Source organism: Paenibacillus sp. FSL H8-0280 (assembly GCF_045040665.1).
GTDB lineage: Bacteria > Bacillota > Bacilli > Paenibacillales > Paenibacillaceae > Paenibacillus > Paenibacillus xylanexedens_A.
Map to the genome: position 1 here is coordinate 4,298,177 of NZ_CP150296.1, position 25,829 is coordinate 4,324,005.

Consider the following 25,829-nt stretch of genomic DNA (forward strand, 5'->3'; position numbering starts at 1 on the left):
CCTCTCTCATGTAAAACGACCCATATTCCGTGGATTCACGGTACAACAGCATGCTGTACATCCTATTCGGATCTTGTCATTGGATGTTCAAGATCCACATGGCCCATCAGACTCTCCGTCTGCTGACCATCCACCAGTAAATCAAGTGATTTTACTTCATCAAACTGGAAGAACGTTTGTTTTAGAGCATCCAGCGCATAAGATTCTCCACCTGCTCCAAGACGTGCCGTATCTGGCATATGAATATCCAGCGTAAGAGCTCCATCCTTGAACTGAACAGACTTCAATTCAATTTCTTTAGACCACAGCGGAACAAGTTTAGCGTCTTTGCTCTGTTGCAGTGATTCAAAGGCAGCTTTATATTTGGCATCATCCGATGCGTATGAAATCTCTGCCGAAGCTTTGTGCAACTCCAGTTCTTCTTCATCCGTATAGAATACAGTGATCGTTTTCTTTTCATTACTTTCGGAAGTTGCCGGCTTCTCCGTAGACGTTTCGCTTGGCGGAGTAGTTGTAGTCGCTTCCTCTGAGCTGCCTTCCTCCGTGGATTCTGTAGGCGTTGTATTCTCTTCAGGCTCAGCAGTTACCGGTTCGGTAATTGTTTCACCTTCAACCTCGGTTACATTGTTTTCAGTTCCTGCGCCTTGCGTCTGATTCGGAGCAGCTGTTGGCTTGCTTCCACATCCAGCAGCAACTGCCATAACCGTTACCAGCAAGGCTGCAATCCATATTTTCTTGTTCATTCTAACTCCGCCTCCTCAACATAAGGGCTTGTCCCTTATTTAATTCCCAGATACTCCTTGATTCCTGCAACAATCCCTTTGGCAACACTGTTCTGGAAACTCTCAGTGAACAGGGCTGCTTCGTCGCTCTTATTGCTAAGGAATCCACCTTCCAGCAGAACTGCTGGCATTGTCGTTTCACGGGTCACATGGAGACTTGCCGTTTTCACTCCACGATCCTTCAGTCCGGAAGACTGTAAAAGATACTTGTGCATCACTGTAGCAAGTGCTTTGCTGTTGGAGCGTGTATAGAATGTCTCTACACCGTTCGCAGCAGCAGGGCCACTGTTAGCATGAATGGAGATGAAGATATCCGCTTTTATGTCTTGTGCAATCTTCACACGTTCTTTCAATGCCAAAAATGTATCATCGCTGCGTGTTAACACAACGTCAATTTTGGATTCTTTTTTCAACAAGGCTTCCACTTTCAGAGCCATTGCCAGATTGAAGTCTTTTTCGCGTTTACCAGTTACACCGATTGCCCCAGGATCATGATCTCCGTGACCTGCATCGATAACGACAACTTTTTTGCCATTATTACCAACTGGAGGAGCAGGTGTACCACTTTGATTGTCGAGGTTAATCATAACCAGTCCGGAATCATTTTGCACACTGTACCCTTTTGAACTGGACAGATCGATCACAAAACGAATTGTAGATGGACTGTTGCTGTATAATGAGTAACGAATCTTCGACACATCCGGATAACCGCTAACGACGAGTTGTCCATTCTGGTTGCTGTCTAGAGCCTGTCCTTCACTGAATGAATCAGCAAATGCGGTATTCGGCAAGTCTATAACGATTCGATCTGGTCCTGTCATCGTGAAGACGTTCGGCTTCGTACTTCCGCTTGTTGCAATCATGAAGCGGTTGTCGCTGAAGCTGATGCCGTTCACCAGTACAAGACCTTCCTGATCCGATCCTCCGCCATTATTGCCAGAGTTCGGAGGAGTGGTTGTCCCGTTTCCGGAACCTGAATTCTGGGTAACTAATGTTACCGTCTTCGTGGTGTTGTTCCAACCCACCTTAAGACCCATTTCCTCACCAATAAATCGGAGAGGCACAAGTGTAGTACCGTTTTTAACGAGTGGCGGGGCATCCAGGTTTACGTTACTGCCGTTCACCGTTGCCGTCTTCTGTCCAACAATCATCTGCATGGCAGTGTTGTCTTTGCTGATAGTCACCGTTTGCGTTTGCTGCTTCCACTCCACGCTATATCCAAGATTTTCAGACACAACCCGGATCGGAACCATCACCTTGCTGTTGATAATTTCCGCTTTTGTATCCGATGGCTGTACGATTTCTTTTCCGTCTAGGATAATTTTCGTGTCTGTTGCTGCGTGACTATAGCCCGGGAATACGAGCCCAAAGACAAATAACAGTACCAAAAAACCGAACTTCTTCATCCTTCACCCCTACCATTCTCATATTTTTTTGCCGCATGTTGTCATTTTCCAACTCCGACTGACCGTTTGGGCATTACCAGACACCTATTAGACGCCCCTCGCTCTCAAAAGTTGCGAATATATTCCAACATAACAGAAAAAAAACGTTGTCAGATCAAGCTTTTTTTACATTTTAATGTCTTCTTTTTTCCTTATTTATCAAATATACATCTCTAAACAACGTACTACCCTAACCTTCATATTTGCGCACAATTCAATTTACAGTCCCAAAAATTCAACAATTCCGTCCACAATCGCCTGTGCACATTTGTCCTGGTATTCTTCCGTGAGCATGACTGCTTCATCTGTAGGGTTACTTAAAAAACCAAGTTCAAGTAACACAGCAGGCATGGTTGTTTCACGCGTCACATGCAGACTAGCCGTTTTAACCCCACGATCCTTGAGTCCTGTTACCGGCAACACATATTTGTGAAGAGTGTCAGCCAAAGTTTTGCTTTCTTTACGACTGTAGAGCGTTTCAATGCCGTTTGGTACCGGTGTAGTGAATTTGTTTCCATGAATGGATACAAAAACATCTGCCTGATTCAATTCAGCAATATCCACACGCTGTTTGAGCGAAAGTTCTGTATCATCCTGGCGTGTAATGACCGTTTGAATATTTGAGTATTTTTGAAGGATTGCCTGTACCTTCAGCCCTACAGCCAGATTGAAATCCTTCTCATAAGCTCCTGACAAACTCACTGCACCCGATTGACGACCACCATGTCCCGGATCAATGACCACAATCGTTTTGCCATCATTGGTAGGTACTGCCGGTTGGCTTGTCGGTTCTCCACTCGTGGCTGTCAGGTCAACGAGCAAGACATTGTTATCTCCAACAGACCATTTGGCTGTAGCCTTCTGACTCAGATCTAGAACGACACGAACGGTAGAAGGCGATTTACTGAACATGGCATACCGGACTTTGGAAACTATTGGTGAATCCGTAACGAGAATCTGTCCACTGCCATCCGGGTTAGAGGCTTGTCCCTGAATGAATTCCTGAGAGAATTTCGCTGAAGGCAGATCAACAATAATTCGGTCTGGCCCACCAATACTGGATACTTTGGGGCTAATATTACCGTTTGTTGCTACAATCAAGCGATCTCCGCTGAAGCTGATGCCTTGAAGTTCTGTCAAACCATCCGGGACAGGTGCCTCGACGGGGTCACTGTCACCTTCCGTTTCAACTACGGGAGGAATACTAAATAGGCTTACTGTCTTGGTTCCATTGTCCCAGCCAACACGCAGACCCATGCCTTCCCCAACAAAGCGTAACGGAACAAGCGTAGTTCCCTGTTTGATCAGTGGGGGCGAATCCAAGTTCACCACGTTTCCATTCACTGTAGCTGCATCTTTGCCAGCTGTCATTTGAATCGTACTGTTTCCTTTTTGAACCTGGACTGACTGAGTTTCCTTCTCCCACTTCACCTTATAACCCAGGTTCTCGGATACAATTCGAATGGGAACCATGACCGTTTTCCCGATATTTTCTGCAGGTGCACCCGTCTGCTGGTTAATGGTTACACCGTCGAGTACAATCGAGGGAGTGGTGTCTGCATGGGCCATGACTGGGAATAAACATAGGAACAGAAGAAAAACGACTGCTGCCGACCATTTTTTCATACCTCATCCACCATTCTTTTTGTCTTTTGAACATCCGACCTGATTCTCTGCACAGCATAACATCAATGAGCCTATGTAACCTTCCATAATCTACTAATCAGTTTATCAGATATTGTCCCTTCATCCGGTTACAACGTTGTCATATTCAGTCGGAAATAAGATAAAAAAGCAGATCACATTTAAGAACATAATCTCTTTTACATGAATGTGTATCGATTTCGTATCAGTGATGTCATAAACTGATGAAATTCATTTATTAATGTAACTTTAAAGTATACATATATCGGAATAGGAAGTATTACAAAAAAACGGATCATTAGTTCAACGTACTCTTTAAGATGGAAATGAATACTCACACAAGTGTGCTCAAAGATAGACGCGTTTGGATTATACTCCAATCAAAATTGCTTCCCTAGAACTGAATAATGGCGAAGATTACATGTTGAAATATTCCACCAAGAAGGATCAGGACTTCTATGTATAGCTGACTTATTAAGCTAATTTAGCTTCTGAAATTACAAAAAGCTTCTGTCTCACCGATGGGAACAAGGTCCCTTGGGCGAGGCAGAAGCTTCCTGCTATACGATACTTTAACGATTAACCGAACAGTTTTGCCGCGTGGCGTTGTTCGTAAGCAGCGATTTCATCATCATGTTGAAGAGTCAAACCGATATCGTCCAATCCTTGCAGCAAGAATTGGCGACGGTGCTCATCCAGATCAAAATCGATATGCAGTCCGTATGCATCAGTAATCGTTTTGTTTTCCAGATTTACATTCATCTCATAGCCTTCATGTGTCGCTGTACGTTGGAACAAGTCTTCAACTTGCTCTTCTGACAACTTGATTGGCAAGATTCCGTTCTTAAAGCAGTTATTATAGAAGATGTCTGCATAAGATGGAGCGATGACACAACGGAATCCATAGTCCAAAATCGCCCATGGTGCATGCTCACGGGATGATCCACAGCCAAAGTTGGCACGTGAGATCAGGATGGATGCCCCTTCATAACGAGGTTTGTTCATTTCGAAGGAAGCATTATTGTTGCCCTCTTCATCAAAACGCCATTCATAGAACAAAAATTGTCCAAATCCGGTACGTTCAATCCGTTTCAGGAACTGTTTCGGAATGATTGCGTCTGTATCTACATTGACCCGGTCTACCGGTGCAACGATGCCTTGTAATGTTTTGAATTCTTCCATATTAAACGTTCTCCCTTCTGTCTGTTATAGATTAGATCGCTGCTTCTGTTTTGAAATTCCAGTCCCGTACGTCCACAAAGTGACCCTTAACCGCTGCTGCTGCTGCCATTGCCGGAGATACCAGATGCGTACGTCCTCCACGTCCTTGGCGTCCTTCAAAGTTACGGTTGGACGTCGAAGCACAACGTTGTCCTGGCTTCAATACATCCGGGTTCATCGCCAGACACATACTGCATCCCGCATCACGCCATTCAAATCCGGCTTCCGTAAAGATTTTATCCAAACCTTCTTGTTCAGCCTGAATTTTAACACGTCCTGAGCCTGGTACAACAATTGCTGTAACCTGACTGGATACCGTGTGACCTTTTGCCACTTGTGCTGCTGCACGCAGATCTTCGATCCGTCCGTTGGTGCAAGAACCGATAAATACATAATCAATTGGAATCTCGGCGATTGGTGTTCCCGGTTCAAGTCCCATATATTCAAGCGCTTTTTCAGCCGCTTTGCGTTCGTTTTCTGTAGGCAATTCAGCCGGAACAGGAACTTTCGAAGAAATGTCGGTTCCCATGCCAGGACTTGTTCCCCAAGTTACTTGCGGAATCAATGTCTCCACATCGATTTCAACCACATGGTCGAACTCGGCTCCTTCATCTGTTACAAGCTGTTTCCAACCTTCTACAGCTTCATCGAATTTCGCATCCGCTGGTACGTATTCACGTCCACGCAGATATTCAAATGTTGTTTCATCCGGAGCGATCAATCCTGCTCTTGCTCCACCTTCGATGGACATGTTGCAGACCGTCATACGCTCTTCCATGCTCAACTCACGGATGGATTCGCCTGTGTACTCAATAACATAACCTGTTGCAAAGTCTGTACCGTATTTGGCAATGACTGCGAGGATCATGTCTTTTGCGGTTACACCCGGGTTACGTTTGCCGACAAAACGAACTTCCATCGTTTTAGCTTTTGCTTGTTGCAAACATTGAGTTGCCATAACATGCTCAACTTCACTTGTTCCGATTCCGAATGCCAGTGCGCCAAACGCACCATGTGTGGACGTATGACTGTCACCACATACAATCGTTTTACCAGGGTGAGTCAGACCCAGTTCAGGTCCCATAACGTGTACAACGCCTTGATCAATCGTGTCCAGATCATACAATTTCACGCCGAAATCACGGCAGTTTTGCGAAAGTGTATCAATTTGTTGTTTGGAGATAGGATCTGTAATGTTGAAACGGTCTTTCGTTGGAACGTTGTGGTCCATTGTTGCAAATGTCAGTTCAGGGCGACGAACTTTACGTCCGCTGAGACGAAGACCTTCAAATGCCTGTGGAGAAGTTACTTCGTGCACCAGATGCAGATCGATATACAGAATGCTTGGTTTGCCTTCTTCTTGATGAATTACGTGATTTTCCCAAATTTTCTCAAACATCGTTTTTTTACTCATCATTTTCACCTCATTATAAGTTCGGTCCTTGGAAGAGCCTCGTGTTTTCTTTAAAAAGTGAAGCTCTTGAATGACATAAATATATCACCCTGTCCTTCATTGTTCCAAGATATAATATCTATAGATGTAATAGGTTTAACCTATAATGAGAAAAAGACAAATAAACCACTGCTCGTCGCAGAGGTTTCAGTTGATAACAATTATCATTATCAGATAAGTCTTATACTACGTTTCCGCTGCTTCGCTGTCAATGCTTTTTATCTAGAACATAAAAAACAGCCCTGAATCCAGAGCTGCTTTGCTAGTTTCTGTTATGAAATGAAAATTATCATATCAACGCCTTCTATAGAGAGTATTTGTCCGACTACTGTATTACACACCGTTATTCGCAATCACATCTTTGTACCAATAGAAACTCTTCTTGCGTTTTCTCTCCAGTGTTCCATTGCCGTCATTATCCTGATCTACATAAATAAAGCCATATCGTTTCTCCATCTCTGAAGAAGAATAACTGATCAGATCAATCACTCCCCAACTGGTGTAGCCCAGCAGTTCAACACCGTCCAGAATCGCCTCATGCATCTGTTCAATGTGAGAGCGGAAATAATCAATACGATAATCATCCTGAATGCTACCATCAGCTTCAATCGTGTCTACCGCTCCAATTCCATTTTCAACGATAAACAAAGGCACCTCGTAACGGCTGTACAGTTCATTCAGTGAGATGCGCAGACCTACCGGGTCAATCTGCCAGCCCCAATCATTTGTTTGCAGATACGGGTTCTTCACCCCTCCAGTTGTATTGCCACTCACCTGCTCCAATCGGTCGCCATCCACACTTGATACCAGGGACATATAATAACTGAATGAGATAAAGTCCACAGTGTGTACTTTCAAAATCTCTTCATCCCCCTCAAGCATATCCAGGTTAATCCCTTTTTCGGCAAAAAATCTCTTCGTAAAGTACGGATACGCTCCACGCACCTGTACGTCCGTAAACATAAGATTGAATTGATTATCCCGGGAAGCAACGAGTACGTCTTCGGGATTACATGTATGAGCGTATGTTGTCAGTTTGGTAAGCATACATCCAATCTGGGAACCGGGAATGATCTCATGACAGTATTTCACTGCGAGCGCACTCGCCACAAATTGATGGTGCAACCCCTGATATACGGCCTGCTCCACATTTTCAAAACGCTCCGGAACAATACCACCACTCGTAAACGGATGACGAACAATGCTGTCGATTTCATTAAATGTAATCCAATACTTCACTTTGTCCTTATAACGGGTGAACACGGTTTTGCAAAAGTGAACAAAGTACTCGACGACTTTCCGATCCGTCCATCCACCATGGTGATTCACCAGATACATCGGCATCTCATAATGCGATAACGTAATCAATGGTTCGATCCCTTGTTTCAACATGCCATCAATAACGCGGTCATAGAACTGTAAACCGGCTTCATTCGGCTCTGTTTCGTTGCCATTTGGGAAAATTCGAGTCCATGCAATGGATAGTCGCAACGTTTTGAGACCCATCTCCCCAAACAGGGCCAGATCCTCCTCATAGCGGTGGTAAAAACCAATGCCTCTGCGTTTCGGATATTCTCTGTCCGAGGTAGACTCCATCGCAGTTTTGATCTGTTCTTCATTGATCGCATTATGTTTTTTATACTCACTCTTGGCCACACCTTTTCGATAGATAGCAATGTCGGCTGTAGATAGACCTTTGCCATCCACATTCCACGCTCCTTCTGCCTGATTGGCAGCAATCGCTCCTCCCCATAGAAAATCTTCTGGAAACGTTCTTGTTGTATTGGTCATTGTGTATTCCTCCTTGGATTATCTCTGTGACTCTTTCATTCTTGCTCAATTGCGACTCATGACCCGATTGATATGAATAATCAAATACATCATCTCTTCATTGGAGATCGTATGTTCAAAGCGGGCTTCAATATAATCCTTGATTAGCAGTACGCAGGCTTCTTCCTGCGGATATTTATTCGCGATCTGCTCAAAGAGCTCATGATCCTGCGTGTTTAATGTTTTATGTTCAAAAAGCCGTTGAATGAAAAACTGCAAATGGGTCAAAAAGCGTGAATAGTTGATGCTGTGTGTATCCAGCTCCACTTGATAGTGAATTTTGATAATATTGAGTACATCCTTGACTGTATTGGTCATCATCATGACCTGATTCATATTGTCATCATTCTGCTGCGCATTAACGAGATGAAAGGCAATATTCGCCGCTTCCTCTTCAGGCAGGGAGAGTCCAAGCTGTTTTTGAATGAGAGACAGGCCATGCAACCCGATACTGAACTCCTGCGGATAGAACTTTTTCACTTCCCACAACATTCGGTTCTGGATCGTCATATTGTCCTTGAATCGCTTCATGGCCATATACAGGTGATCTGTTAATGCGACATAGAGATGATCACTCAGATGGCGGGACAATGTATGTTTGGCGTGGGAGATGATTTCATCAGCCAGAATCAGATATTCTTTTGGCGTTTCCTTCATCAGGGCGGTGAGATCAGAAGAGATCGTTTCATTTTCAAGGACATAGATCTTCTCGATCTCATCCTCCCCCACGACATCTCCCTGTTTGCTCCTGTAGCCGATGCCCTTTCCCATCACAATAATTTCCTTGTCATCCTCACCACGTCTGGCAAGAACAATGCTCGAATTCAATATTTTTATGACTTCCATATCAGGCTGCCTGCCTTTCATTCATATTTCAGCGGGTTATAACACCGTAATTAATGGTTTCCCCGGTCCTGTTGTCGCCGAAGATTCATTGCCCAGCACCTCCAGATAATCCGATGAATTGGTCACAATTACAGGGGTCGTGGTGTCATAACCTGCGGCTTGTATAGCTTCAAGATCAAATTCAATCAGGAGCTGACCATGAGAGATCTGTTCTCCTTCATTCACTTTTACATCAAAATGCTGGCCTTTCAGTTTCACCGTATCCAATCCGACATGAATCAGAAGTTCTACCCCCTCTACCGATCTCAGACCGATGGAATGTTTGGTACGGAACACCGTCTCAACGGTACCATCAAACGGAGCAAACACCTTGCCAACACTTGGCTGAATGGCCATACCTTGTCCCATGGCTTCTTGCGAGAAGGCCTCGTCCTTTACCTCTCTTAATGGCAAAACTTTACCTTCCAATGGAGCAAAAACGATCTTTTTCGATTTGATCCCTGTGGATGGCTGGATTTCAGATTCGCCTCTCGCTTTGTTTGTAGGACTGCCTGCTATCGGCACTGCTGTTGGAACAACATCCTGAAATCCAATGACATATACGGCGACAAACGCGACAATGGCAGAGATCAGCATGGTAATAATCGCATAGATAATATTCATATGATCTTCACTGATAAACATAGGCATAGATGCAATCCCTGGACCCACGGCAGCATATGCCTTGAGATTCACAATACCTGCGAACAACCCAGCGACTCCGGCGCCGATCATGCAGGCAAACAGCGTTTTCTTGAGCCTTAAATGTACACCGTACAGAGCAGGTTCCGTGATACCGAATACACCTGAAATTCCTGCAGACAAAGCGACTTGTTTCAGCTTGATGTCTTTGGTTTTGAATGACACCGCCAGTGCGCCTGCTCCCTGCGCCATATTGGATGCCAGCATCGCGACCAGCACCAGTGTTTCATATCCAGGTGAAGCCAAGGCTGCGAAAATAATGGGATAAAATACTTTATGCATACCAAACATGACAATCAGAGGCATCAGTATAGCCATAATGACAACGGTCAACCATCCAATCTTGTCCTGAATCCAATAGATCAGGTTGGACATTCCCGTTCCGAGATACATTCCCAGAGGTCCAAGTACAATCAGGGCAACTGGAGCAACAATGAGAATAACAATCAAAGGTTTAAGGAAAATTTTGACCGGTCCTGGTGAGATCTTGTCCGCGAACTTTTCAATGTAAGACATGAACCAGACCGTTAAAATAATCGGTACCACGGATGTCGCATATTGAACGGATGCAACAGGTATGCCAATAAAGGACACCGGATCTTCACCGCCAAGCAGACCAATCATATTCGGGTGTAACATGATTCCACCAAACAGAACGGCAACAAAGGGGTTCGTTTTAAATCTATTTGCACTTGAGTAGGCCAGTAGAATCGGAAGAAAGTAAAAGGCAGCATCAGACATGACACTCAAAACGGTATATGTCTGGCTCTCTTTAGACATCAGGCCGGTCACGGTCGCCAGTAGCAAAAGTGCCTTAAGCATGCCCGAGGCAGCAATGGCTGGGATAATAGGTTGGAAAATGCCTGCAATGACACTGGCAAAAGTATTAAACAGACCTTTGGGGCTATAATCCGCTTTTTGTTTCTCCTGAATCTCGTTTGATTGCCGAGTATCCATCCTCTTGGCCAGTTCATTGTAGACGTACGCGACGTCATTACCGATAATAACCTGATATTGCCCGCCGCTATTCACTGCGCCAATAACACCATCGAGGCTCTTAATTTCTTGGGTCTTCGCCATATCCGGATTCTTCAGGGTAAGTCTGAGCCTGGTAGAGCAATGAATTAACGTGTTGATATTATCATTGCCACCGACCAACTCCATAATCGATTGGGCTAATTGTTTGTGATTCATAACGACACCTCCGCCATTTCTTCATGATGGGAACAAAAAAAGACCTAAAAAGGGTAGGAAAAAGAAACTCTTCCCACCCAATCTAGGTCTTGCCTGCCGAACAGTAACACGCCATCGTTGGATGAATGTTATTCAATTATATGAACGAAAAAGAATATGAATATTTGAAATGATTCCATACTAACACTTGAAACTGGCACACATGAAAACGTTGATTTTGTTTTACCCGGGTAAGTGGTTCTTATTAAGCGTTTTCAAAATCAGTATATCAACTCTTTTGATGGAGTGCAAGCGGTTAAGCGAAATTAATGATTTCTACATCTGTAATGATATAATGGTGGCATAACGAAAGGAATGACCAATGACGATGGAATTCAGACAACTTCAATATACGTTGCAAATTGCGGCCGAACGCAATTTCTCCCGGGCAGCAGAGAAGCTGCATATTGCCCAGCCTTCATTAAGCCAGCAATTATCCAAATTGGAAAAAGAATTGGGAGTACTCCTTTTTCAGCGTAATACGAGTACCGTGGAGTTAACCCATGCCGGTGTTACGTTTGTCGAGCAAGCCCAGAAGATCGTAGATGCCGTGGAGCTATTGCGTCAGGAAATGTCAGATATCTCCCAGCTTCGCAAAGGTAAAGTCGTTGTAGGCAGCATGCCGATCACGGGCTCACACCTGCTCCCACACGTGCTTCCTGCGTTTCAACAAGCTTATCCCGAGATTGAGGTTACCTTATTGGAAGACTCCGGGCTTACGCTTGAGAAATTGACAGCAAGCGGCAAAGCAGATCTCAGCCTGTTATCTCTTCCTTTACAAGAGCCAAGTCTCGCCTATGTTGCCATTGGAGAGGAAAAGATTGATCTGGCCGTTCCCCCGAATCACCCTCTAGCACGCAGGGCAGATCCGGAACATCCGCTTCCTGTGCGAATTGAAGAGCTTCGTGATGAACCGTTTGTTGTATTGAAAAAAGGACAGGGTTTCCGCAAACTTACATTTGATCTCTGTGAGCAGGCCGGTTTTGATCCCCAAGTTGTGTTTGAAAGCACCAATATTGAAACCGTTCAGTCGCTGGTCGCCACAGGTATGGGTATTACCCTGGTTCCACGCTTTATTGCCCGTGCGCCGCGCAGTGAGTTCGTGCCTGTGTATGTGCCACTTGCTGAGCCTACTCCCAGCAGAACACTAGTTGTCGCTTATCGTCAAGGCAGAGTGCTGTCGAAGGCAGCCGAAGCATTCATCCATACGTTTCAACAAACCGTGACCGAACTGTCAAAGGGAGACTAAAAAATTTCTCCTATGAGTATGGGTACATTTCATACTGAAACAAAACAAAGGCTTGACCCTTGTGGGCCAAGCCTTTGTCATATACTCGTTTCCCGCATCCGCAGGATAGAGTTCTTACATTGCAATCACAGTAACTGGTTACAGTACAATGTTGCTTGTTAAGTTGTTTAACTACAATGCTAATTTATAATGTTAACGTAGAAACGTACATAAGAAAACTTCATGTTTGGCGGTTTATTTACGCAAATTACGATCGCTTGTCAGCCTGTTTTGCTGATTCATTACACGGCCTTCGTCCTGAACAGTTGAATCAGGGGGTGATAGCCCTCCTGCTCCATTCTCTAAGAATGCCCTTAAGTGATCTTCCCTTGTGTTATCCTGTTCCAGTCTCCTGAGCGTATCTTTCACATGGTTGTCCATTGATTGATCATCTCCTTGGTAACGGGATAGTTATCATTACCCGCGTCCTGGAAGAGTAAACACTTTCTCTGCAGAATTTATTTCATTTTTTTTATTTATCGCCAAAATACACGCCAGGTCGACGGTCTTCAAATACGGGAATCCGTCCGCGAACCTCATCTACCAGAGCTGGACGAATAATTCCGGTCACGATCTCTTCCTCTTCGCCACCTTCAGCCACAATCTCACCCCAAGGATCAATGATGAGGGAATGTCCGAAAAATTCGGTCTCTCCCCCTTTACCTACACGGTTACAGGCGATCACATACATCTGATTCTCAATCGCTCGTGCGGTAAGCAACGTACGCCAGTGGTGCAAACGAGGGTTCGGCCATTCAGCAGGAACAATCAATGCTTTGGCCCCGTTGAGAGCAAGGGTGCGGGCAAGTTCCGGAAACCGGATGTCATAACAGATCGAAGCACCCGCTGTAAGACCGTTCTGCAATTCAAAAATTTCAGGTTCCGCACCTGGCTGTAAATATTTCTCCTCGTCCATCAGACGGAACAAATGTAATTTATCGTATCGTGTTACCTGTTTTCCTTCCCGATCATAAGCGTACATTGTATTGTATATTTGACCATCCCGTTTCTCGGCAATTGAACCGCCAACGATGGATATTTGATGTTTTTGAGCAAAAGCAGACAGCCATTCCCGAGATTTCTGGCCTTCCGGGTCAGCGAGTTCATGAATTTGCGTCAAAGCGTATCCGGTATTCCACATCTCAGGTAACACAGCCAGCCCCAGATCCGGATATTGTTCTACCGCACGCTCAAGCAACGTCTGCATATGTTTATGATTGGCCTCAGGGTCTCCGAGTTGAATATCGCCCTGAATCAGGGCTACACGCATTTCTCCCTGTTGTTTTTCTGTCATGACAAGCACTCCTCTGAACCGTAATACCTGCTATCATAGCTTGATCCTCTTGAGGACTGCAAGCCTGTTTTTATTATGAACTTGCACACAACAACTCAGGGAGCAGGGTCAACAATCGATCACTCGTGAGTGCATCACCCACATTCCAAGTTGATTCCTCCACAGGGTATACCCGTCCATTCTGCACAGCCGGAAGGGCCTGCCAACTGGGACTTTTCATCAGCATCTCTGTAGCCTGTCTTGCCACAACTTCCTCAGGCAGCATAACAAACACATGATCTCCCGCGTACTGACGTACCGCTTCAGCCGAAATTTCCTTATAGGCTCTGCCTGCCGCAAGTGCTTCCTTCACTTTGGTAACTGGCCTGAATCCCATTGGATGATATAACATAGGCGCCAGACCAATATTGCCCATAACAAATAATCTTGCACCCCGATGGTATGTAAATACGGATGCCGTTTCCCCCTCTTCAATTACAGTATGGATCTTCGCCCACATCGCCTCAGTACGCTCCGCATAGGAGGTTAGCCATTGTTCAGCCTGCGGTTGTCTGCCAAACCAGCTGCCCAATCTGTGCATTCGTTCTTCCAACGTGGCATGTGAATTGTAAGCAAGCGTCGGTGCAATCCGGTAAAGTTGTTCATACTGCTGTTCATTGCTGCTATCAAAAATAATCAAATCCGGCTTCATGATAACAGCGGCTTCCACATTAACCGGGGCGACCGCGTCATATGTCCGATCTTCCAGCAACTGAATACCCAGCATCAGCAGATCCCCAGCAGAATCTCCATAAAACATAATTCGCTCTGGGTTAACTGGAATATTCACATCATGACCCAACCAATCTTGTACTAACGTCTGCTGCTGAATCGATCTGTTATATTGACGAGGAGATAATCCCGTCATTTGGCGAAAACGCCTGCTGAAATAGTACTCATCCTTAAATCCCACGCGGCTCGCTATATCCCGAAGTGGTTCATCTGATTTGCGAAGCCAGTCCTTGGCATGTTTGATGCGTACATGATTCACATAATCGAGCGGCTTGTGACCCGTGATTTGTCTGAAAAGGGTCGTATATTGTACAGGTCTGATCCCCGCAAGACGTGCCAGTTTCTGTACAGTGATTTCTTCAGCATAATGGTCGTCTACATACTGAATCGTACTGTGTAGTCTTGCTTCCATACTCTGTTCCGTCTTTGGAGAAGTGTACCGGGTAATGATCATCTCCATCCATTTTTGGAACTGTGCATTCAGATGACTGTATTCGGCATCTGTTTTATAATTCCGAATGACATACATCTGCTCCAGCAACCCACTTAACGGAGCATAGGGATAACCATTCAATTGGTTTCTGTGCTCAAATACAGCGCGGGTAAAGAGTTCGGTATCACCCGTCAACACATGAATAACATCAAAAGCCATTATGATATATTTCAATTCCGAGTTATTACGATGTTCAATCTGGTACCCCTCTCCCGGAGAAAGCGGATAAACACATCCCGTAGTAAACGGAAACTGTTCATGTCCAATATATAAACGCCCATCCCCTTCTTCACAGATCAGGAAGGCATGTTTCTCGCAAGCAACTTCCAGCATCACCTGTTCAGGTGGTTCAATTCGACGTACCAGATGATCCAGCCGAAACATGAATGCTGAAAAGAACAACGTTCCCCCATCGGCATCCAAAGCCTGCATGTCGGTTCACCTCGTTTTTCTAAAATGAGAATAATTATCAATCATTCTGTATGGTCTGATTATAAGCGAGCGATTGTTAATAATCCAGATATGAGTTTAATCAGCAAAAAAGAGCATTCAACGAAATGTTGAAGGCCCCTTTTACTTTTTTTATAACTGCATTACTCAAAGGTGTTACTGCTGCCTCACTAGCTCATCACCATTATTGAATCATCTGTTTTGGCAGCTCTTGTAACAGCCATTCCCTCGAAAGAGCATCACTAGAAGCTTTTACAATATTAAAACGATATACTTTTCCTTCTTTCACCGCAGGCAGGTTCTTCCAGATTGTACTATCCAGCAATTCCTTGGTGGATTGCTTTGCATCGTCGGTCACAGGATCCAGAATAAATATCCGATCACCGGCAAATTCAGATAATTTTTCAGTCGAAATCTCTACAAATCCCATGTCTTCATCCAATACTTTCTGGATTTCCGCGGTTGGCTTCAGCCCGTCTTTTCCGTATAACAACTGTGGCAATCCTGCACCCGCCATGACAAACAGACGATTCCCGGGATACATGGTGAATACTGAAGCAGTCTCCCCTTCTTTTAATCCGTTCTCATGAAGTTGCGTCCACATCTCTTCCGTCGCTTTTTGATGAGCCGTAATCCAGTCCTCCGCTTCTTGCTTCTTGTTCAACAAGTCGCCAAGGATACGCATACGATCTTCTATTGACCCGAACGAATCAAATGTAACCGTGGGTGCAACCTTCGCGATCTGATCGTATTGTGCCTCATCACTGTTCGAGAAAATGATTAGATCGGGATTCAAGGCTAGCGCCTTTTCCACACTGATAGGAAACCCTATATCCTCTGCCTGAGCAACCTGATCATCAAATACGGTTCCCTCTTGACGAAGTATGCCGACAGGAACAACACCAAGAGCGAGCAGATCCCCTGTAACTTCTCCATGATAGATAACTCGCTTCGGATTTACAGGGACCTCAACCTCATGGCCAGTCCAGTCTTTGAATATCCGGGTCTCGCCTTCATTCGTTTCTTCCACTGCAGTCGGGGTCTCTGTCGTTTCTGTGGCTACTTTGGAATCATCTGCGCCAGCAGCAGGTGTTGCTGCCTGATTTCCACAAGCCAGCAGCAGAATGGATAACCACGTAACCGTAAATAATACTGCCGTATTTCGAATGCCCTTTTTCATTTCTATTTCTCCCCCCTATATCATGTGCGTTGTGCAATAATTTAATGATATTGATTATCATTATCGGATATTATCATAAAACAAGGTATCTCTCATCTCAATGGACAAAACTAAATGAGCACTTTCAGTTTTGTACAATACTCCGCTCTTTGCGCCTATGTACTGTATATTCAAGTGTATTTCCCTCTATACAGCTCGGGATTTGCGTGATAAATTAATGAGAACTATTTGCCATTTTTAATAACCGGAGTGATGAATCTAATGACCCATTCAGACCATATAACTGCTCGTTCAGCCTTTACGATACCAACTTCTGATGTGATGGCACAGCTGCCAACGCAATTTTTTGCTACCCTTGTTCAAAATGTAAATCGTGAAATCGCAAGTGGACATGACGTGATTAATCTGGGTCAGGGGAACCCGGATACACCTACACCACCTCATATTGTGAAAACACTGCAAGAGTCGGCTGAGAATCCCCTCTACCACAAATACTCCCCTTTTAGAGGGTACTCTTTCCTGAAGGAAGCCGTCGCCAAACGTTATAAGGAAGATTACAACGTTGATCTGGACCCCGAGACCGAAGTAGCCATTCTGTTCGGAGGCAAAACCGGATTGGTTCAGTTACCTCAGGTCCTGCTAAACCCCGGCGACACCGTTCTCGTTCCAGATCCCGGCTACCCGGATTACTGGTCTGGTGTTGCACTCGCCAAAGCAAACATGTCATTTATGCCTTTGCTGGAGTCCAACGCATTCCTGCCGGATTATGAAGCTGTTACAGCCGAAGATCGGGAGAAGGCCAAGCTGATGTTCCTGAACTATCCCAACAACCCAACGTCAGCAACGGCACCCCTTTCGTTCTACGAAGATACGGTTGAATTTGCCATTCAAAATCAAATCGTCATTGCCAGCGACTTTGCTTACGGTGCGATTGGATTTGACGGACATCGTCCCGTAAGTTTCCTGCAAGCCCCTGGTGCCAAAGAAGTGGGCATTGAGTTCTATACATTATCCAAAACGTACAATATGGCTGGATGGCGTGTTGGATTCGCGCTTGGCAACGCAGAGATTGTCTCTAAAATCAATCTGCTTCAGGATCATATTTATGTCAGTCTCTTCGGTGGAATTCAGGCTGCGGCAACGGAAGCACTTACTGGCTCCCAGGAATGTGTTACTTCGCTGGTTTCACGTTACGAATCCCGTCGCAATGCATTTTATGACTCTCTTTCCTCGATTGGCTGGCAAGCTTCGAAACCCGCAGGTTCATTTTTCAGCTGGTTGCCTGTACCTGCCGGTTATACCTCTGCTTCATTTGCAGACTTGTTACTGCGAGAAGCCAAGGTGGCCGTAGCCCCAGGTATTGGTTTTGGTTCACATGGCGAAGGCTATGTGCGCGCGGGACTGCTAAGTGATGAAAACCGATTACGCGAAGCTGTGGAGCGGATTGGCAAGCTGAATTTATTCAAGTAATTTACAGGATCATAACCCCTTTGCATATGCCAAGTTTCCATGGTATGTTATAAGAAATATTGAACGAAACGTGATGACGGGACCAGTAAGAGAATATCAGTCGCGCCCAGAGAGTAAATTCCACCCTGCTGAAAGAATTTACCGCGGCTCTTCTCTGAAACCTACCCCTGAGCGGCCTGTTACGTGCAGGACAGTGCCTTCTGTTACAGGGCATGAAGCCGGATGATCTAATCATCAATAAAGGTGGTACCGCGGAAGTAACGAACTTTCGTCCTTTTTAACTAAAGGGCGGGAGTTTTTTTTGTACCCGCTAAAGCCTGCTCCAGAAGCACTTATTAATCATGTTTAAGGAAGTGAAACCATGACTTCACGTATTGTAGTTAAGATTGGAAGCAGCTCGCTTACAACGGAAGAAGGCGGTCTGGATCGCAGTTCGATCACTTTTTTTGCCGGAGAAATTGCAGCATTGGCTGATCAGGGCCATGAAGTACTCCTGGTCACCTCAGGAGCGGTAGCGGCCGGATTCCGGGAGATCGGTTATCCTCAGCGGCCCAAACAGTTGCATGAGAAACAAGCTGCAGCGGCCGTTGGGCAGGCGTTACTGATGCAGGCATATCAACAGGCTTTTGCAGCGCACCGCGTTACTACGGCGCAAATTCTGTTAACTCGTACAGACTTTCACAGTCGTAAACGCATGGGGAATGCAGGTATGACCGTAGAGGAACTGCTTAAACAACGAGTGATTCCGATTTTTAATGAAAATGATACGGTATCGGTGGATGAATTGAAGTTTGGTGATAATGATCTATTGTCCGCATTGGTTGCGAACCTGGTGAAGGCACAGCATCTGATCATTCTTACCGATACCAACGGGCTGTACACCGCAGATCCGCGCAAAGATCCTTCTGCCGTGCGTTACGACCGTATTCCCGAAATCACGGCTGAGATCTACGCTTTTGCCGGCGGTTCAGGTTCGGCGGTTGGCACAGGCGGAATGCGATCCAAAGTTGATGCAGCCAAGGTTGCTACACGTGGAGGCGTACCTGTATTCGTAGGAAGTGTGAAAGAACCAGGAGATATGCAGAAAGCCGTTGATGGCACGGGCAAAGGAACTTACTTTGAGACACGACTCGCTTCGCTATCCCGTAAAAAGCAGTGGCTTGGCTTCATGTCTACTCCGCTGGGAACAGTCGTTGTGGATGATGGTGCTGAAGAAGCCCTTGTCCATGGGGGGCACAGTCTTCTACCTGTAGGGGTCAAGCGGGTACTTGGAACTTTCCATGCCGGAGACGTCGTGGAGGTCATTGGCATGGATGAAACCTTGCTCGGTCGCGGTATTGTCAATTATGATGATGACCAGCTTCGACTCATTGCCGGACTTCCCAGTGGCGAAGTGATGAAACAACTCGCTAGCATCCACAGACTCGAGGTTATTCATAGAGACGAATGGATTACGTTAAAATAACTATGAAGCTATATAGTGGTTAAAATTTTAACTTTATATATATGAGGAGGAATTACGATGAGTGAAGTCAGAGAAAAAGCCAGCAAAGCCCAAGCAGCGGTTCCACAGCTGAACCGATTGAATACAGAACAGAAAAATACGGCCCTGCATGTCATGGCAGATGCTTTAATTAAGGAGACGGATTCCATCATTACGGCAAACGCCGAAGATCTGGAACGCGGCAGAGAACAAGGTACGCCGGAATCCATGCTGGATCGGCTCGCACTTAATAAGGAGCGCATTGCTGGCATTGCTGAAGGGTTACGTCAGATTGCAGATCTGCCTGATCCAGTCGGTGAAGTGTTAGAGACATTCACCCGTCCAAACGGATTACATGTTGAAAAATTAAGAGTGCCGATTGGCCTGATTGGCATCATCTACGAAGCTCGTCCTAATGTAACTGTAGACGCAGCCGGATTATGTCTCAAAACAGGTAATGCAGTGCTTCTGCGCGGCGGCTCCTCTGCCCTGTCTTCCAATCGTAAAATTGTGGAGGTGCTGCATCAGGCACTCACAACGACAGACATGCCTGCTGATGCTTTGCAACTGGTTGAAGATGCAGATCGTGCTTCCGTAGATGAGATGCTTAAGTTGAACGGACTGCTGGACGTTATCATTCCACGCGGAGGAGCTTCCCTCATTCGTAATGTGGTTGCCAATGCAACCGTACCTGTCATCGAAACTGGGGCGGGCATCTGCCATACCTATGTGGATGAATCAGCCGATCCAGTTATGGCAGCCGAAATTGCCATCAATGCCAAGGCACAACGTCCATCCGTATGTAACTCCATGGAAACGTTGCTGCTGCATGCCGCATACGCGGAAGAGCATCTGCCTACTCTTGCCGAGCAATTCCGTGAGGCCAGTGTGGTCTTGAAAGGTTGCGACACGGTGCGCCGTCTTGTTCCTTCTGCCCTTGAGGCAACCGAGGAAGACTATGCGACCGAGTACAACGACTATATTTTAAATATCCGGGTGGTTGAGAACCTGGACGAAGCGATGCAGCACATCGCACATTATGGAACCAAACATTCCGAGTGTATCGTAACCCGGGATACAGCCCATGCAGAGCGCTTTATGCATGATGTGGATGCAGCAGCCGTCTATCACAATGCGTCCACGCGTTTCACCGACGGGTTTGAATTTGGCTATGGAGCCGAAATCGGAATCAGTACCCAGAAACTGCATGCACGAGGACCGATGGGACTACCAGCACTGACGTCAACCAAATATCGGATTACAGGCAATGGACAGATTCGTCAATAATATCCCAGCACCAGTTATATAGGAGGAACGATAAATATGAGTCAAGAGCAACAGACGTTACTACAACAGAAGATTACTTTCCACGGAGCAGGCGCGATGGCTGAAGCCATCGTGCGCGGACTGATCTCCCGCCTAGTCGTTCGTCCTCAGGATATTACGATGCTGAACCGCAGCAACCAGAAACGTCAGGAGGAGCTCAGTACCCGTTATGCAGTACATACCGGAACTGCCTCACAATCTCTGGATCATCTCGCCTCCACTCCGGTCATTGTACTCTGCATGAAACCCAAAGATGCTGCCGCGGCATTGCGCGAACTGGGTCCGTTGTTATCACCTGACCAATTGATCGTATCTGTCATTGCCGGTTTATCGATTCGCACGATGCAGTCCTTGCTTGGTCGTAAACAGCCAATCGCCAGAACCATGCCGAATACATCCAGTACCATTGGACTCGGTGCAACTGGTCTTGCCTTCTCTGCGGAGATTACGGATGAACAGCGCAGTATAGTGATGACCATGTTTGAAGCGGTTGGTATCGTGACTATCGTACCTGAAGATAAACTCGAAGTGCTCACTGGGATTTCCGGAAGCGGCCCTGCTTATGTATACTATTTAATGGAGGCCATGATTGCCGCAGGTATTCGTGGTGGCTTATCTAGCCAGCAATCTCGTGATCTCACTGTTCAGACGGTGCTTGGCGCGTCACGTATGGTACAACAAACCGGTTTGGAACCGATGAAGCTTCGTAGTGATGTGACATCCCCGGGAGGGGCAACCCAGGCAGCACTAAAAACGCTGGACGAAGGAGATTTCTTTGAAAATGTAATCGCAGCCGTCAACCGCTGTGCAGAGCGCTCACGGGAGATGGGAGCTGCTTTGGAAGGGGATTTAAAATGAATAACATGTGCACAGCCACATATCGTCTGCATGATGATCATGCAGACTTTCGCAAGAAGGCTCAGTCTATCGCGATTGGCATGACCGTTGGTAGCTGGACTGAGTTGCCGCAAGCCCAGCGTGAAGCGATGCAGAAACATCTGGGTGAAGTAATCAGCGTAGAAGTCCATGAAACTGAAGGAATGGCTGCAGGTGAGCGTTACGCCGATATTACTATTGGATATCCTGATGTTAACTTCAGCCGTGATATCCCTGCCCTGCTCGTGACGGTCTTTGGCAAAATCTCAATGGATGGCCGGATCAAATTAACAAAGCTTGGTTTCTCGGATGGCTTCCTCAGTGCATTCCCGGGACCAAAGTTTGGACTGAATGGTGTTCGTGATCTGCTTGGTGTGCATGATCGTCCACTGTTAATGAGTATCTTCAAATCGGTTATCGGACTGGATGCAGATGAACTGCGTGAACAATTTATTCGTCAGGCTCTTGGTGGCGTTGATTTGATCAAGGACGATGAGATTCTGTTTGAGAATAAATTGACACCTATCGAAAAAAGAGTCGAGGTCTGCATGAAAGCTGCCGAACAGGCACGCCAGGAGACCGGCAAGAAACTTCTGTATGCAACCAATCTTACAGGACCTACATCTCGTCTGAAGCAACAAGCTGAACGCGCTATTGGTGCAGGAGCCAATGCCCTGTTATTCAACGTATTGTCTTACGGATATGATGTGCTGCATGAACTCAGCAGTGATCCTGACATCAATGTGCCAATTATGGCTCACCCTGCTCTTGCAGGTGCACTGTATCCTTCACCACATTACGGCATGTCCGCTTCGGTTGTACTAGGCCAGTTGATGCGTCTTGCGGGTGCCGATCTGGTGCTCTTCCCTTCTCCTTATGGTTCGGTTACAATGCCGAAGGAAGAAAATATGGCGATCACGGAGCAATTACTGACAGTCGATCTGCCAGTACGAACCAGTATGCCAGTGCCTTCAGCCGGTATCCATCCAGGCCTTGTACCGCTCATTTTGCGCGACTTTGGCACGGATGTCATCGTTAATGCTGGTGGCGGTATTCATGGACATCCTATGGGCACTGAGGCAGGCGGACGTGCATTCCTGCAAGCCATTGAGGCAGCTCAACGTTCCATTCCACTCGCGCAGTATGCAACCGAGCATCCGGAGTTGAAAAGTGCATTGGATCTGTGGGGTGGCGAACGATGAGAAGTGATAAAAAAACAGTCATTTTCTGTGACTTTGACGGTACGATTACGCTCTCGGACAATATTGTCGCAATCATGAAACATTTCAAGCCTGAGGGCATTGAAGCGATTATGAAAGATACAATTGAGCAAAAAATCTCGCTGCGTGAAGGTGTTGGAGCCATGTTTGCTCTGTTGCCTGCATCGCAGAAAGATGAAATTGTGGAATTTGTGCTTGGACAAGCGGGGATCCGTGAAGGATTCAGCGAATTTCTTGACTACGTTCGCAGCGAAGGGATCGAATTCAATGTGACCAGCGGCGGTATGGACTTCTTTATCGAACCCTTACTCGCGCCATTCGATATCCCTAAGGATCATGTCTATTGCAATGGAGCTGACTTCTCGGGTGAAACCATTAAGATTGAATGGCCGAATCCCTGTCAGCCTCCTTGTGAAAATGGCTGCGGCATGTGCAAAACAACCGTGATTCGTACCTTCCCGGAAGAACAATACAATCGAATCCTCATTGGAGACAGTCTGACAGACTTTGAGGGTGCAAAGATTGCCGATCTTGTCTACTCTCGCTCCATTTTGACGGACAAATGTATTGAACTTGGTGTGGACCATGTGCCATTCGCTACCTTTTACGATATCATCGAAGATATGAAACAGAAGCAAACACAAGGAGTGCTGTAAACGATGGGCTTTGAAAAGATTACATTGGAACACAAACGTCAGGTCCTTGAAGAACTGGCTGATATTAAAGCGTTGTTCGCCAGTCGTAACTGGTTCCCCGGAACAAGTGGCAATCTGTCGATGCGTGTAGGAGATTTTGACCCGGAGCAATTTTATTTTGCGGTTACCGCCTCAGGCAAAGACAAATCTCTTCGCACACCGGAAGACTTTCTTTTTGTGGACAAACACGGCAAAGCGATTGAGACAACAACGTTGAAACCAAGTGCTGAAACATTGATTCATTGCGAAATCTATCGTTTGACGGGTTGCGGTGCTGTATTCCACGTGCATACCGTGTTTAACAACCTGATCAGTGAATTCTTTGGAGCAGATGGACACGTACCGATTCAAGGAATTGAATTGATCAAGGCTTTCAACATTTGGGAAGAAAATGCGGAGATTCGTGTACCTGTCCTGCCTAACTTTGCAGATATTCCATCTATCGCTGAATTGGTGCCAGGTGTACTTGATGCCAACGTACCAGGGATCTTGCTTCGGAACCACGGCATATATGCCTGGGGTAAAGATGCTTTTGAAGCGAAACGTCATCTGGAAGCGTTTGAGTTCCTGTTCGAAGTGATGTACCGTCAACTTCTGTTGAAGGGCGCCACGAAATAGCAATCATTTATTCGAAATCAAAGCTGCATAACCAAAAAACACGCCAGAGGCTGATATACGTAGCCCTTGGCGTGTTTTTATGCTATGGGATAACAGCGATTAGAAGGTTGCTCTGTCATCGTAGTGTCAGTGTAAATAATCTTTAGGTCACTCTACAGTCGATCATCCCGATCCTTGAATAAAAAGAGACTGTCTGCTCCCTCATCATTTCGATGAGCAGCACTTTGGATACCCGTCCCCCGTTGCTTACCAAATAGCAGTTTCAAACCGCCAAAAATGAGTAGCAAGGATACAATGACGGTGTTTAAATAGGAACGTATCTCATACGTCATAAATGCATTAGGGAAGAGCTCATTCAGCTGTGGAATGACAAGTCGGATCGTCAGGTAATATAGACCCAGCGCGGCAATCCCGAATCCAATCAGACGCTGATGGCGGGCCCAGTCCTTGAAGATCGGTTGATCAACCAAAGGCTCGCGTCCATAACGACTGGAGCACTGGAGCCCGTCAAAGAAGCTGTAGAACCAGACCAGTGGAATCATGAACAGAAACACAGATAAGTGAAGCAGGTCCAGAACATAGATGCTGCCCAGGAACAGGAACATCAATTGCATGCCTCTTTTTTGCAATCCCAGATAGAGATGACCCGCACCTGGAAAAGCGGAAAGCAGCGTTGCAAGCACTTTGCTACGTCGTCCGGCTACTCTGCCCATCTCCAATTCTTCGAATAAAGTCCGATCCTGTAACACCTCACCAGCCTGCTTACGGTGGACATGTTGCACCGCATCAAACATGCAGTATACCCATATTACAGGCAGTATGAGCAGGAACATTAAAAATACGGATTCATTGGTGATCGAAGCCACAAAAACCATCATGGCAAATGAACCAAAGAACGCCATCAGAAACGACAACCCGCGATGCAACAATCCCAGATGAAGGTGGCCCAATCCCGGAACAAATGAGAGCAAAATGGTGAAGAACCGTTCACCCTCACTGCCTTTTCGATACATGGGTTGACCATAGGGACCCTCAGGATGGCCATATTCACCACCTGGATGTTGATGTAGCTCATCTTCATTCATCTGCTCCATAGGCCCTTGCTGACCCATGTATGCTCCCTGGTAGGCTGCTCCTTGGTGTGGAGGAGATCCATAAGGCGCACCGTATCCCCTATAATGTGCTTCTCGGGCAGAAGGTGTACGGAGCAGAACAATAACCATATCCAGCATGCTGATCCCCCAGAAGAAAGCAGCAAAAAGTGCACCGAAAATCAATAAATCTCGTTCATTAGTGACCATGGCTAACATGAATGAGCCAACAGCTGTTCCGAAGAAAAGCAATGGATAGATCACAGCCCTTGCAGCCCGTCCCCAATACATGAAACCGAGACCTGGTATCAGGTTTAATAGAAATGCGAGTAATTTGTTACGATCTGAGTGCACAGTCGTCATCCTTTCTTTTCAGGCA

The 25,829-nt window shown here is 46.0% G+C and carries 21 protein-coding genes and 1 other annotated feature; of the genes, 8 read left to right on the top strand and 13 right to left on the bottom strand.

Annotated elements, in window-relative coordinates:
• Positions 1-62: 62 nt before the first annotated feature.
• The 8 genes from MHI12_RS18720 to MHI12_RS18755 all read right to left on the bottom strand — a co-directional run bounded on the left by MHI12_RS18720 (position 63) and on the right by MHI12_RS18755 (position 11,156).
• Complete coding sequence (locus MHI12_RS18720) at positions 63-743, bottom strand: GerMN domain-containing protein (RefSeq protein ID WP_036671957.1); 681 nt, start codon at positions 741-743, stop codon at positions 63-65.
• Positions 744-778: 35 nt separating this feature from the next.
• On the bottom strand, positions 779-2,188 hold the full coding sequence (locus MHI12_RS18725) for an N-acetylmuramoyl-L-alanine amidase family protein (RefSeq protein ID WP_341008007.1): 1,410 nt from the start codon (positions 2,186-2,188) through the stop codon (positions 779-781).
• A 258-nt stretch (positions 2,189-2,446) separates the two neighbouring features.
• A complete protein-coding gene (locus MHI12_RS18730; RefSeq protein ID WP_405170028.1) occupies positions 2,447-3,853 on the bottom strand; it encodes an N-acetylmuramoyl-L-alanine amidase in 1,407 nt (468 codons plus the stop codon).
• A 597-nt stretch (positions 3,854-4,450) separates the two neighbouring features.
• A complete protein-coding gene (leuD, locus tag MHI12_RS18735) occupies positions 4,451-5,053 on the bottom strand; it encodes a 3-isopropylmalate dehydratase small subunit (RefSeq protein WP_036607574.1) in 603 nt (200 codons plus the stop codon).
• Positions 5,054-5,084: 31 nt separating this feature from the next.
• The gene (gene leuC, locus MHI12_RS18740) at positions 5,085-6,506 is read right to left on the bottom strand and encodes a 3-isopropylmalate dehydratase large subunit (RefSeq protein ID WP_036607575.1); all 1,422 of its coding nucleotides are present in this window, start codon (positions 6,504-6,506) and stop codon (positions 5,085-5,087) included.
• Positions 6,507-6,878: 372 nt separating this feature from the next.
• Positions 6,879-8,336, bottom strand: a complete 1,458-nt coding sequence (locus MHI12_RS18745; protein WP_405170029.1) for a glycoside hydrolase family 1 protein — start codon at positions 8,334-8,336, stop codon at positions 6,879-6,881.
• A 45-nt stretch (positions 8,337-8,381) separates the two neighbouring features.
• Positions 8,382-9,221, bottom strand: a complete 840-nt coding sequence (gene licT, locus MHI12_RS18750; protein WP_405170030.1) for a BglG family transcription antiterminator LicT — start codon at positions 9,219-9,221, stop codon at positions 8,382-8,384.
• A 36-nt stretch (positions 9,222-9,257) separates the two neighbouring features.
• A complete protein-coding gene (locus MHI12_RS18755) occupies positions 9,258-11,156 on the bottom strand; it encodes a beta-glucoside-specific PTS transporter subunit IIABC (RefSeq protein WP_405170031.1) in 1,899 nt (632 codons plus the stop codon).
• A gap of 367 nt (positions 11,157-11,523) precedes the next feature.
• Between MHI12_RS18755 and MHI12_RS18760 the strand changes: the two genes are divergently transcribed.
• The gene (locus MHI12_RS18760; RefSeq protein ID WP_076318119.1) at positions 11,524-12,444 is read left to right on the top strand and encodes a LysR family transcriptional regulator; all 921 of its coding nucleotides are present in this window, start codon (positions 11,524-11,526) and stop codon (positions 12,442-12,444) included.
• A 234-nt stretch (positions 12,445-12,678) separates the two neighbouring features.
• Here MHI12_RS18760 and MHI12_RS18765 read toward each other — a convergent pair whose 3' ends face one another.
• From MHI12_RS18765 to MHI12_RS18780, 4 genes are all read right to left on the bottom strand, one after another.
• Positions 12,679-12,864: a hypothetical protein gene (locus MHI12_RS18765; RefSeq protein WP_017687767.1), complete on the bottom strand. Its 186-nt coding sequence runs from the start codon at positions 12,862-12,864 to the stop codon at positions 12,679-12,681.
• A 91-nt stretch (positions 12,865-12,955) separates the two neighbouring features.
• The gene (locus tag MHI12_RS18770) at positions 12,956-13,777 is read right to left on the bottom strand and encodes a carbon-nitrogen family hydrolase (RefSeq protein WP_405170032.1); all 822 of its coding nucleotides are present in this window, start codon (positions 13,775-13,777) and stop codon (positions 12,956-12,958) included.
• A gap of 73 nt (positions 13,778-13,850) precedes the next feature.
• Positions 13,851-15,473, bottom strand: a complete 1,623-nt coding sequence (locus MHI12_RS18775) for an ABC transporter substrate-binding protein (RefSeq protein ID WP_405170033.1) — start codon at positions 15,471-15,473, stop codon at positions 13,851-13,853.
• A gap of 202 nt (positions 15,474-15,675) precedes the next feature.
• Positions 15,676-16,671: an ABC transporter substrate-binding protein gene (locus MHI12_RS18780; protein WP_405170034.1), complete on the bottom strand. Its 996-nt coding sequence runs from the start codon at positions 16,669-16,671 to the stop codon at positions 15,676-15,678.
• Between the two features lie 261 nt (positions 16,672-16,932).
• On the opposite strand from MHI12_RS18780, the gene MHI12_RS18785 reads away from it, so the two are divergent.
• The 7 genes from MHI12_RS18785 (at position 16,933) to MHI12_RS18815 (ending at position 24,359) form a co-directional block, all read left to right on the top strand.
• Positions 16,933-18,141, top strand: coding sequence for a pyridoxal phosphate-dependent aminotransferase (locus MHI12_RS18785; RefSeq protein WP_405170035.1), 1,209 nt, complete (start codon positions 16,933-16,935; stop codon positions 18,139-18,141).
• Between the two features lie 64 nt (positions 18,142-18,205).
• Positions 18,206-18,420 (top strand) — a binding site (T-box leader).
• 82 nt (positions 18,421-18,502) lie between these two features.
• Positions 18,503-19,606, top strand: coding sequence for a glutamate 5-kinase (gene proB / locus MHI12_RS18790; RefSeq protein WP_340963084.1), 1,104 nt, complete (start codon positions 18,503-18,505; stop codon positions 19,604-19,606).
• A 57-nt stretch (positions 19,607-19,663) separates the two neighbouring features.
• Positions 19,664-20,911 carry a glutamate-5-semialdehyde dehydrogenase gene (locus MHI12_RS18795; RefSeq protein WP_405170036.1) on the top strand — a complete coding sequence of 416 codons (1,248 nt, stop codon included), beginning with the start codon at positions 19,664-19,666 and terminating at the stop codon, positions 20,909-20,911.
• Positions 20,912-20,947: 36 nt separating this feature from the next.
• Positions 20,948-21,808, top strand: coding sequence for a pyrroline-5-carboxylate reductase (gene proC, locus MHI12_RS18800; RefSeq protein ID WP_339783023.1), 861 nt, complete (start codon positions 20,948-20,950; stop codon positions 21,806-21,808).
• The gene (locus tag MHI12_RS18805) at positions 21,805-23,028 is read left to right on the top strand and encodes a 2,3-diketo-5-methylthiopentyl-1-phosphate enolase (protein WP_405170037.1); all 1,224 of its coding nucleotides are present in this window, start codon (positions 21,805-21,807) and stop codon (positions 23,026-23,028) included. Before proC ends, MHI12_RS18805 begins: the two co-directional genes overlap by 4 nt.
• Complete coding sequence (locus MHI12_RS18810; RefSeq protein ID WP_405170038.1) at positions 23,025-23,702, top strand: 2-hydroxy-3-keto-5-methylthiopentenyl-1-phosphate phosphatase; 678 nt, start codon at positions 23,025-23,027, stop codon at positions 23,700-23,702. The genes MHI12_RS18805 and MHI12_RS18810 overlap by 4 nt, the downstream gene beginning before the upstream one ends.
• Positions 23,703-23,705: 3 nt before the next feature.
• Entirely contained in the window at positions 23,706-24,359 is a 654-nt protein-coding gene (locus MHI12_RS18815) for a methylthioribulose 1-phosphate dehydratase (protein ID WP_036607600.1), read from the top strand.
• Positions 24,360-24,511: 152 nt separating this feature from the next.
• On the opposite strand, the gene MHI12_RS18820 is transcribed toward MHI12_RS18815, so the two are convergent.
• Entirely contained in the window at positions 24,512-25,813 is a 1,302-nt protein-coding gene (locus MHI12_RS18820) for a multi-tm2 domain protein (protein WP_405170039.1), read from the bottom strand.
• Positions 25,814-25,829: the final 16 nt, after the last annotated feature.

Excerpts from the sequence above, each read along its gene's own strand:
- MHI12_RS18720 (WP_036671957.1), bottom strand. The coding sequence starts at position 743 with ATGAACAAGAAAATATGGATTGCAGCCTTGCTGGTAACGGTTATGGCA.
- MHI12_RS18725 (WP_341008007.1), bottom strand. The coding sequence starts at position 2,188 with ATGAAGAAGTTCGGTTTTTTGGTACTGTTATTTGTCTTTGGGCTCGTA.
- MHI12_RS18730 (WP_405170028.1), bottom strand. The coding sequence starts at position 3,853 with ATGAAAAAATGGTCGGCAGCAGTCGTTTTTCTTCTGTTCCTATGTTTA.
- leuD (WP_036607574.1), bottom strand. The coding sequence starts at position 5,053 with ATGGAAGAATTCAAAACATTACAAGGCATCGTTGCACCGGTAGACCGG.
- leuC (WP_036607575.1), bottom strand. The coding sequence starts at position 6,506 with ATGAGTAAAAAAACGATGTTTGAGAAAATTTGGGAAAATCACGTAATT.
- MHI12_RS18745 (WP_405170029.1), bottom strand. The coding sequence starts at position 8,336 with ATGACCAATACAACAAGAACGTTTCCAGAAGATTTTCTATGGGGAGGA.
- licT (WP_405170030.1), bottom strand. The coding sequence starts at position 9,221 with ATGGAAGTCATAAAAATATTGAATTCGAGCATTGTTCTTGCCAGACGT.
- MHI12_RS18755 (WP_405170031.1), bottom strand. The coding sequence starts at position 11,156 with ATGAATCACAAACAATTAGCCCAATCGATTATGGAGTTGGTCGGTGGC.
- MHI12_RS18760 (WP_076318119.1), top strand. The coding sequence starts at position 11,524 with ATGGAATTCAGACAACTTCAATATACGTTGCAAATTGCGGCCGAACGC.
- MHI12_RS18765 (WP_017687767.1), bottom strand. The coding sequence starts at position 12,864 with ATGGACAACCATGTGAAAGATACGCTCAGGAGACTGGAACAGGATAAC.
- MHI12_RS18770 (WP_405170032.1), bottom strand. The coding sequence starts at position 13,777 with ATGACAGAAAAACAACAGGGAGAAATGCGTGTAGCCCTGATTCAGGGC.
- MHI12_RS18775 (WP_405170033.1), bottom strand. The coding sequence starts at position 15,473 with ATGCAGGCTTTGGATGCCGATGGGGGAACGTTGTTCTTTTCAGCATTC.
- MHI12_RS18780 (WP_405170034.1), bottom strand. The coding sequence starts at position 16,671 with ATGAAAAAGGGCATTCGAAATACGGCAGTATTATTTACGGTTACGTGG.
- MHI12_RS18785 (WP_405170035.1), top strand. The coding sequence starts at position 16,933 with ATGACCCATTCAGACCATATAACTGCTCGTTCAGCCTTTACGATACCA.
- proB (WP_340963084.1), top strand. The coding sequence starts at position 18,503 with ATGACTTCACGTATTGTAGTTAAGATTGGAAGCAGCTCGCTTACAACG.
- MHI12_RS18795 (WP_405170036.1), top strand. The coding sequence starts at position 19,664 with ATGAGTGAAGTCAGAGAAAAAGCCAGCAAAGCCCAAGCAGCGGTTCCA.
- proC (WP_339783023.1), top strand. The coding sequence starts at position 20,948 with ATGAGTCAAGAGCAACAGACGTTACTACAACAGAAGATTACTTTCCAC.
- MHI12_RS18805 (WP_405170037.1), top strand. The coding sequence starts at position 21,805 with ATGAATAACATGTGCACAGCCACATATCGTCTGCATGATGATCATGCA.
- MHI12_RS18810 (WP_405170038.1), top strand. The coding sequence starts at position 23,025 with ATGAGAAGTGATAAAAAAACAGTCATTTTCTGTGACTTTGACGGTACG.
- MHI12_RS18815 (WP_036607600.1), top strand. The coding sequence starts at position 23,706 with ATGGGCTTTGAAAAGATTACATTGGAACACAAACGTCAGGTCCTTGAA.
- MHI12_RS18820 (WP_405170039.1), bottom strand. The coding sequence starts at position 25,813 with ATGACGACTGTGCACTCAGATCGTAACAAATTACTCGCATTTCTATTA.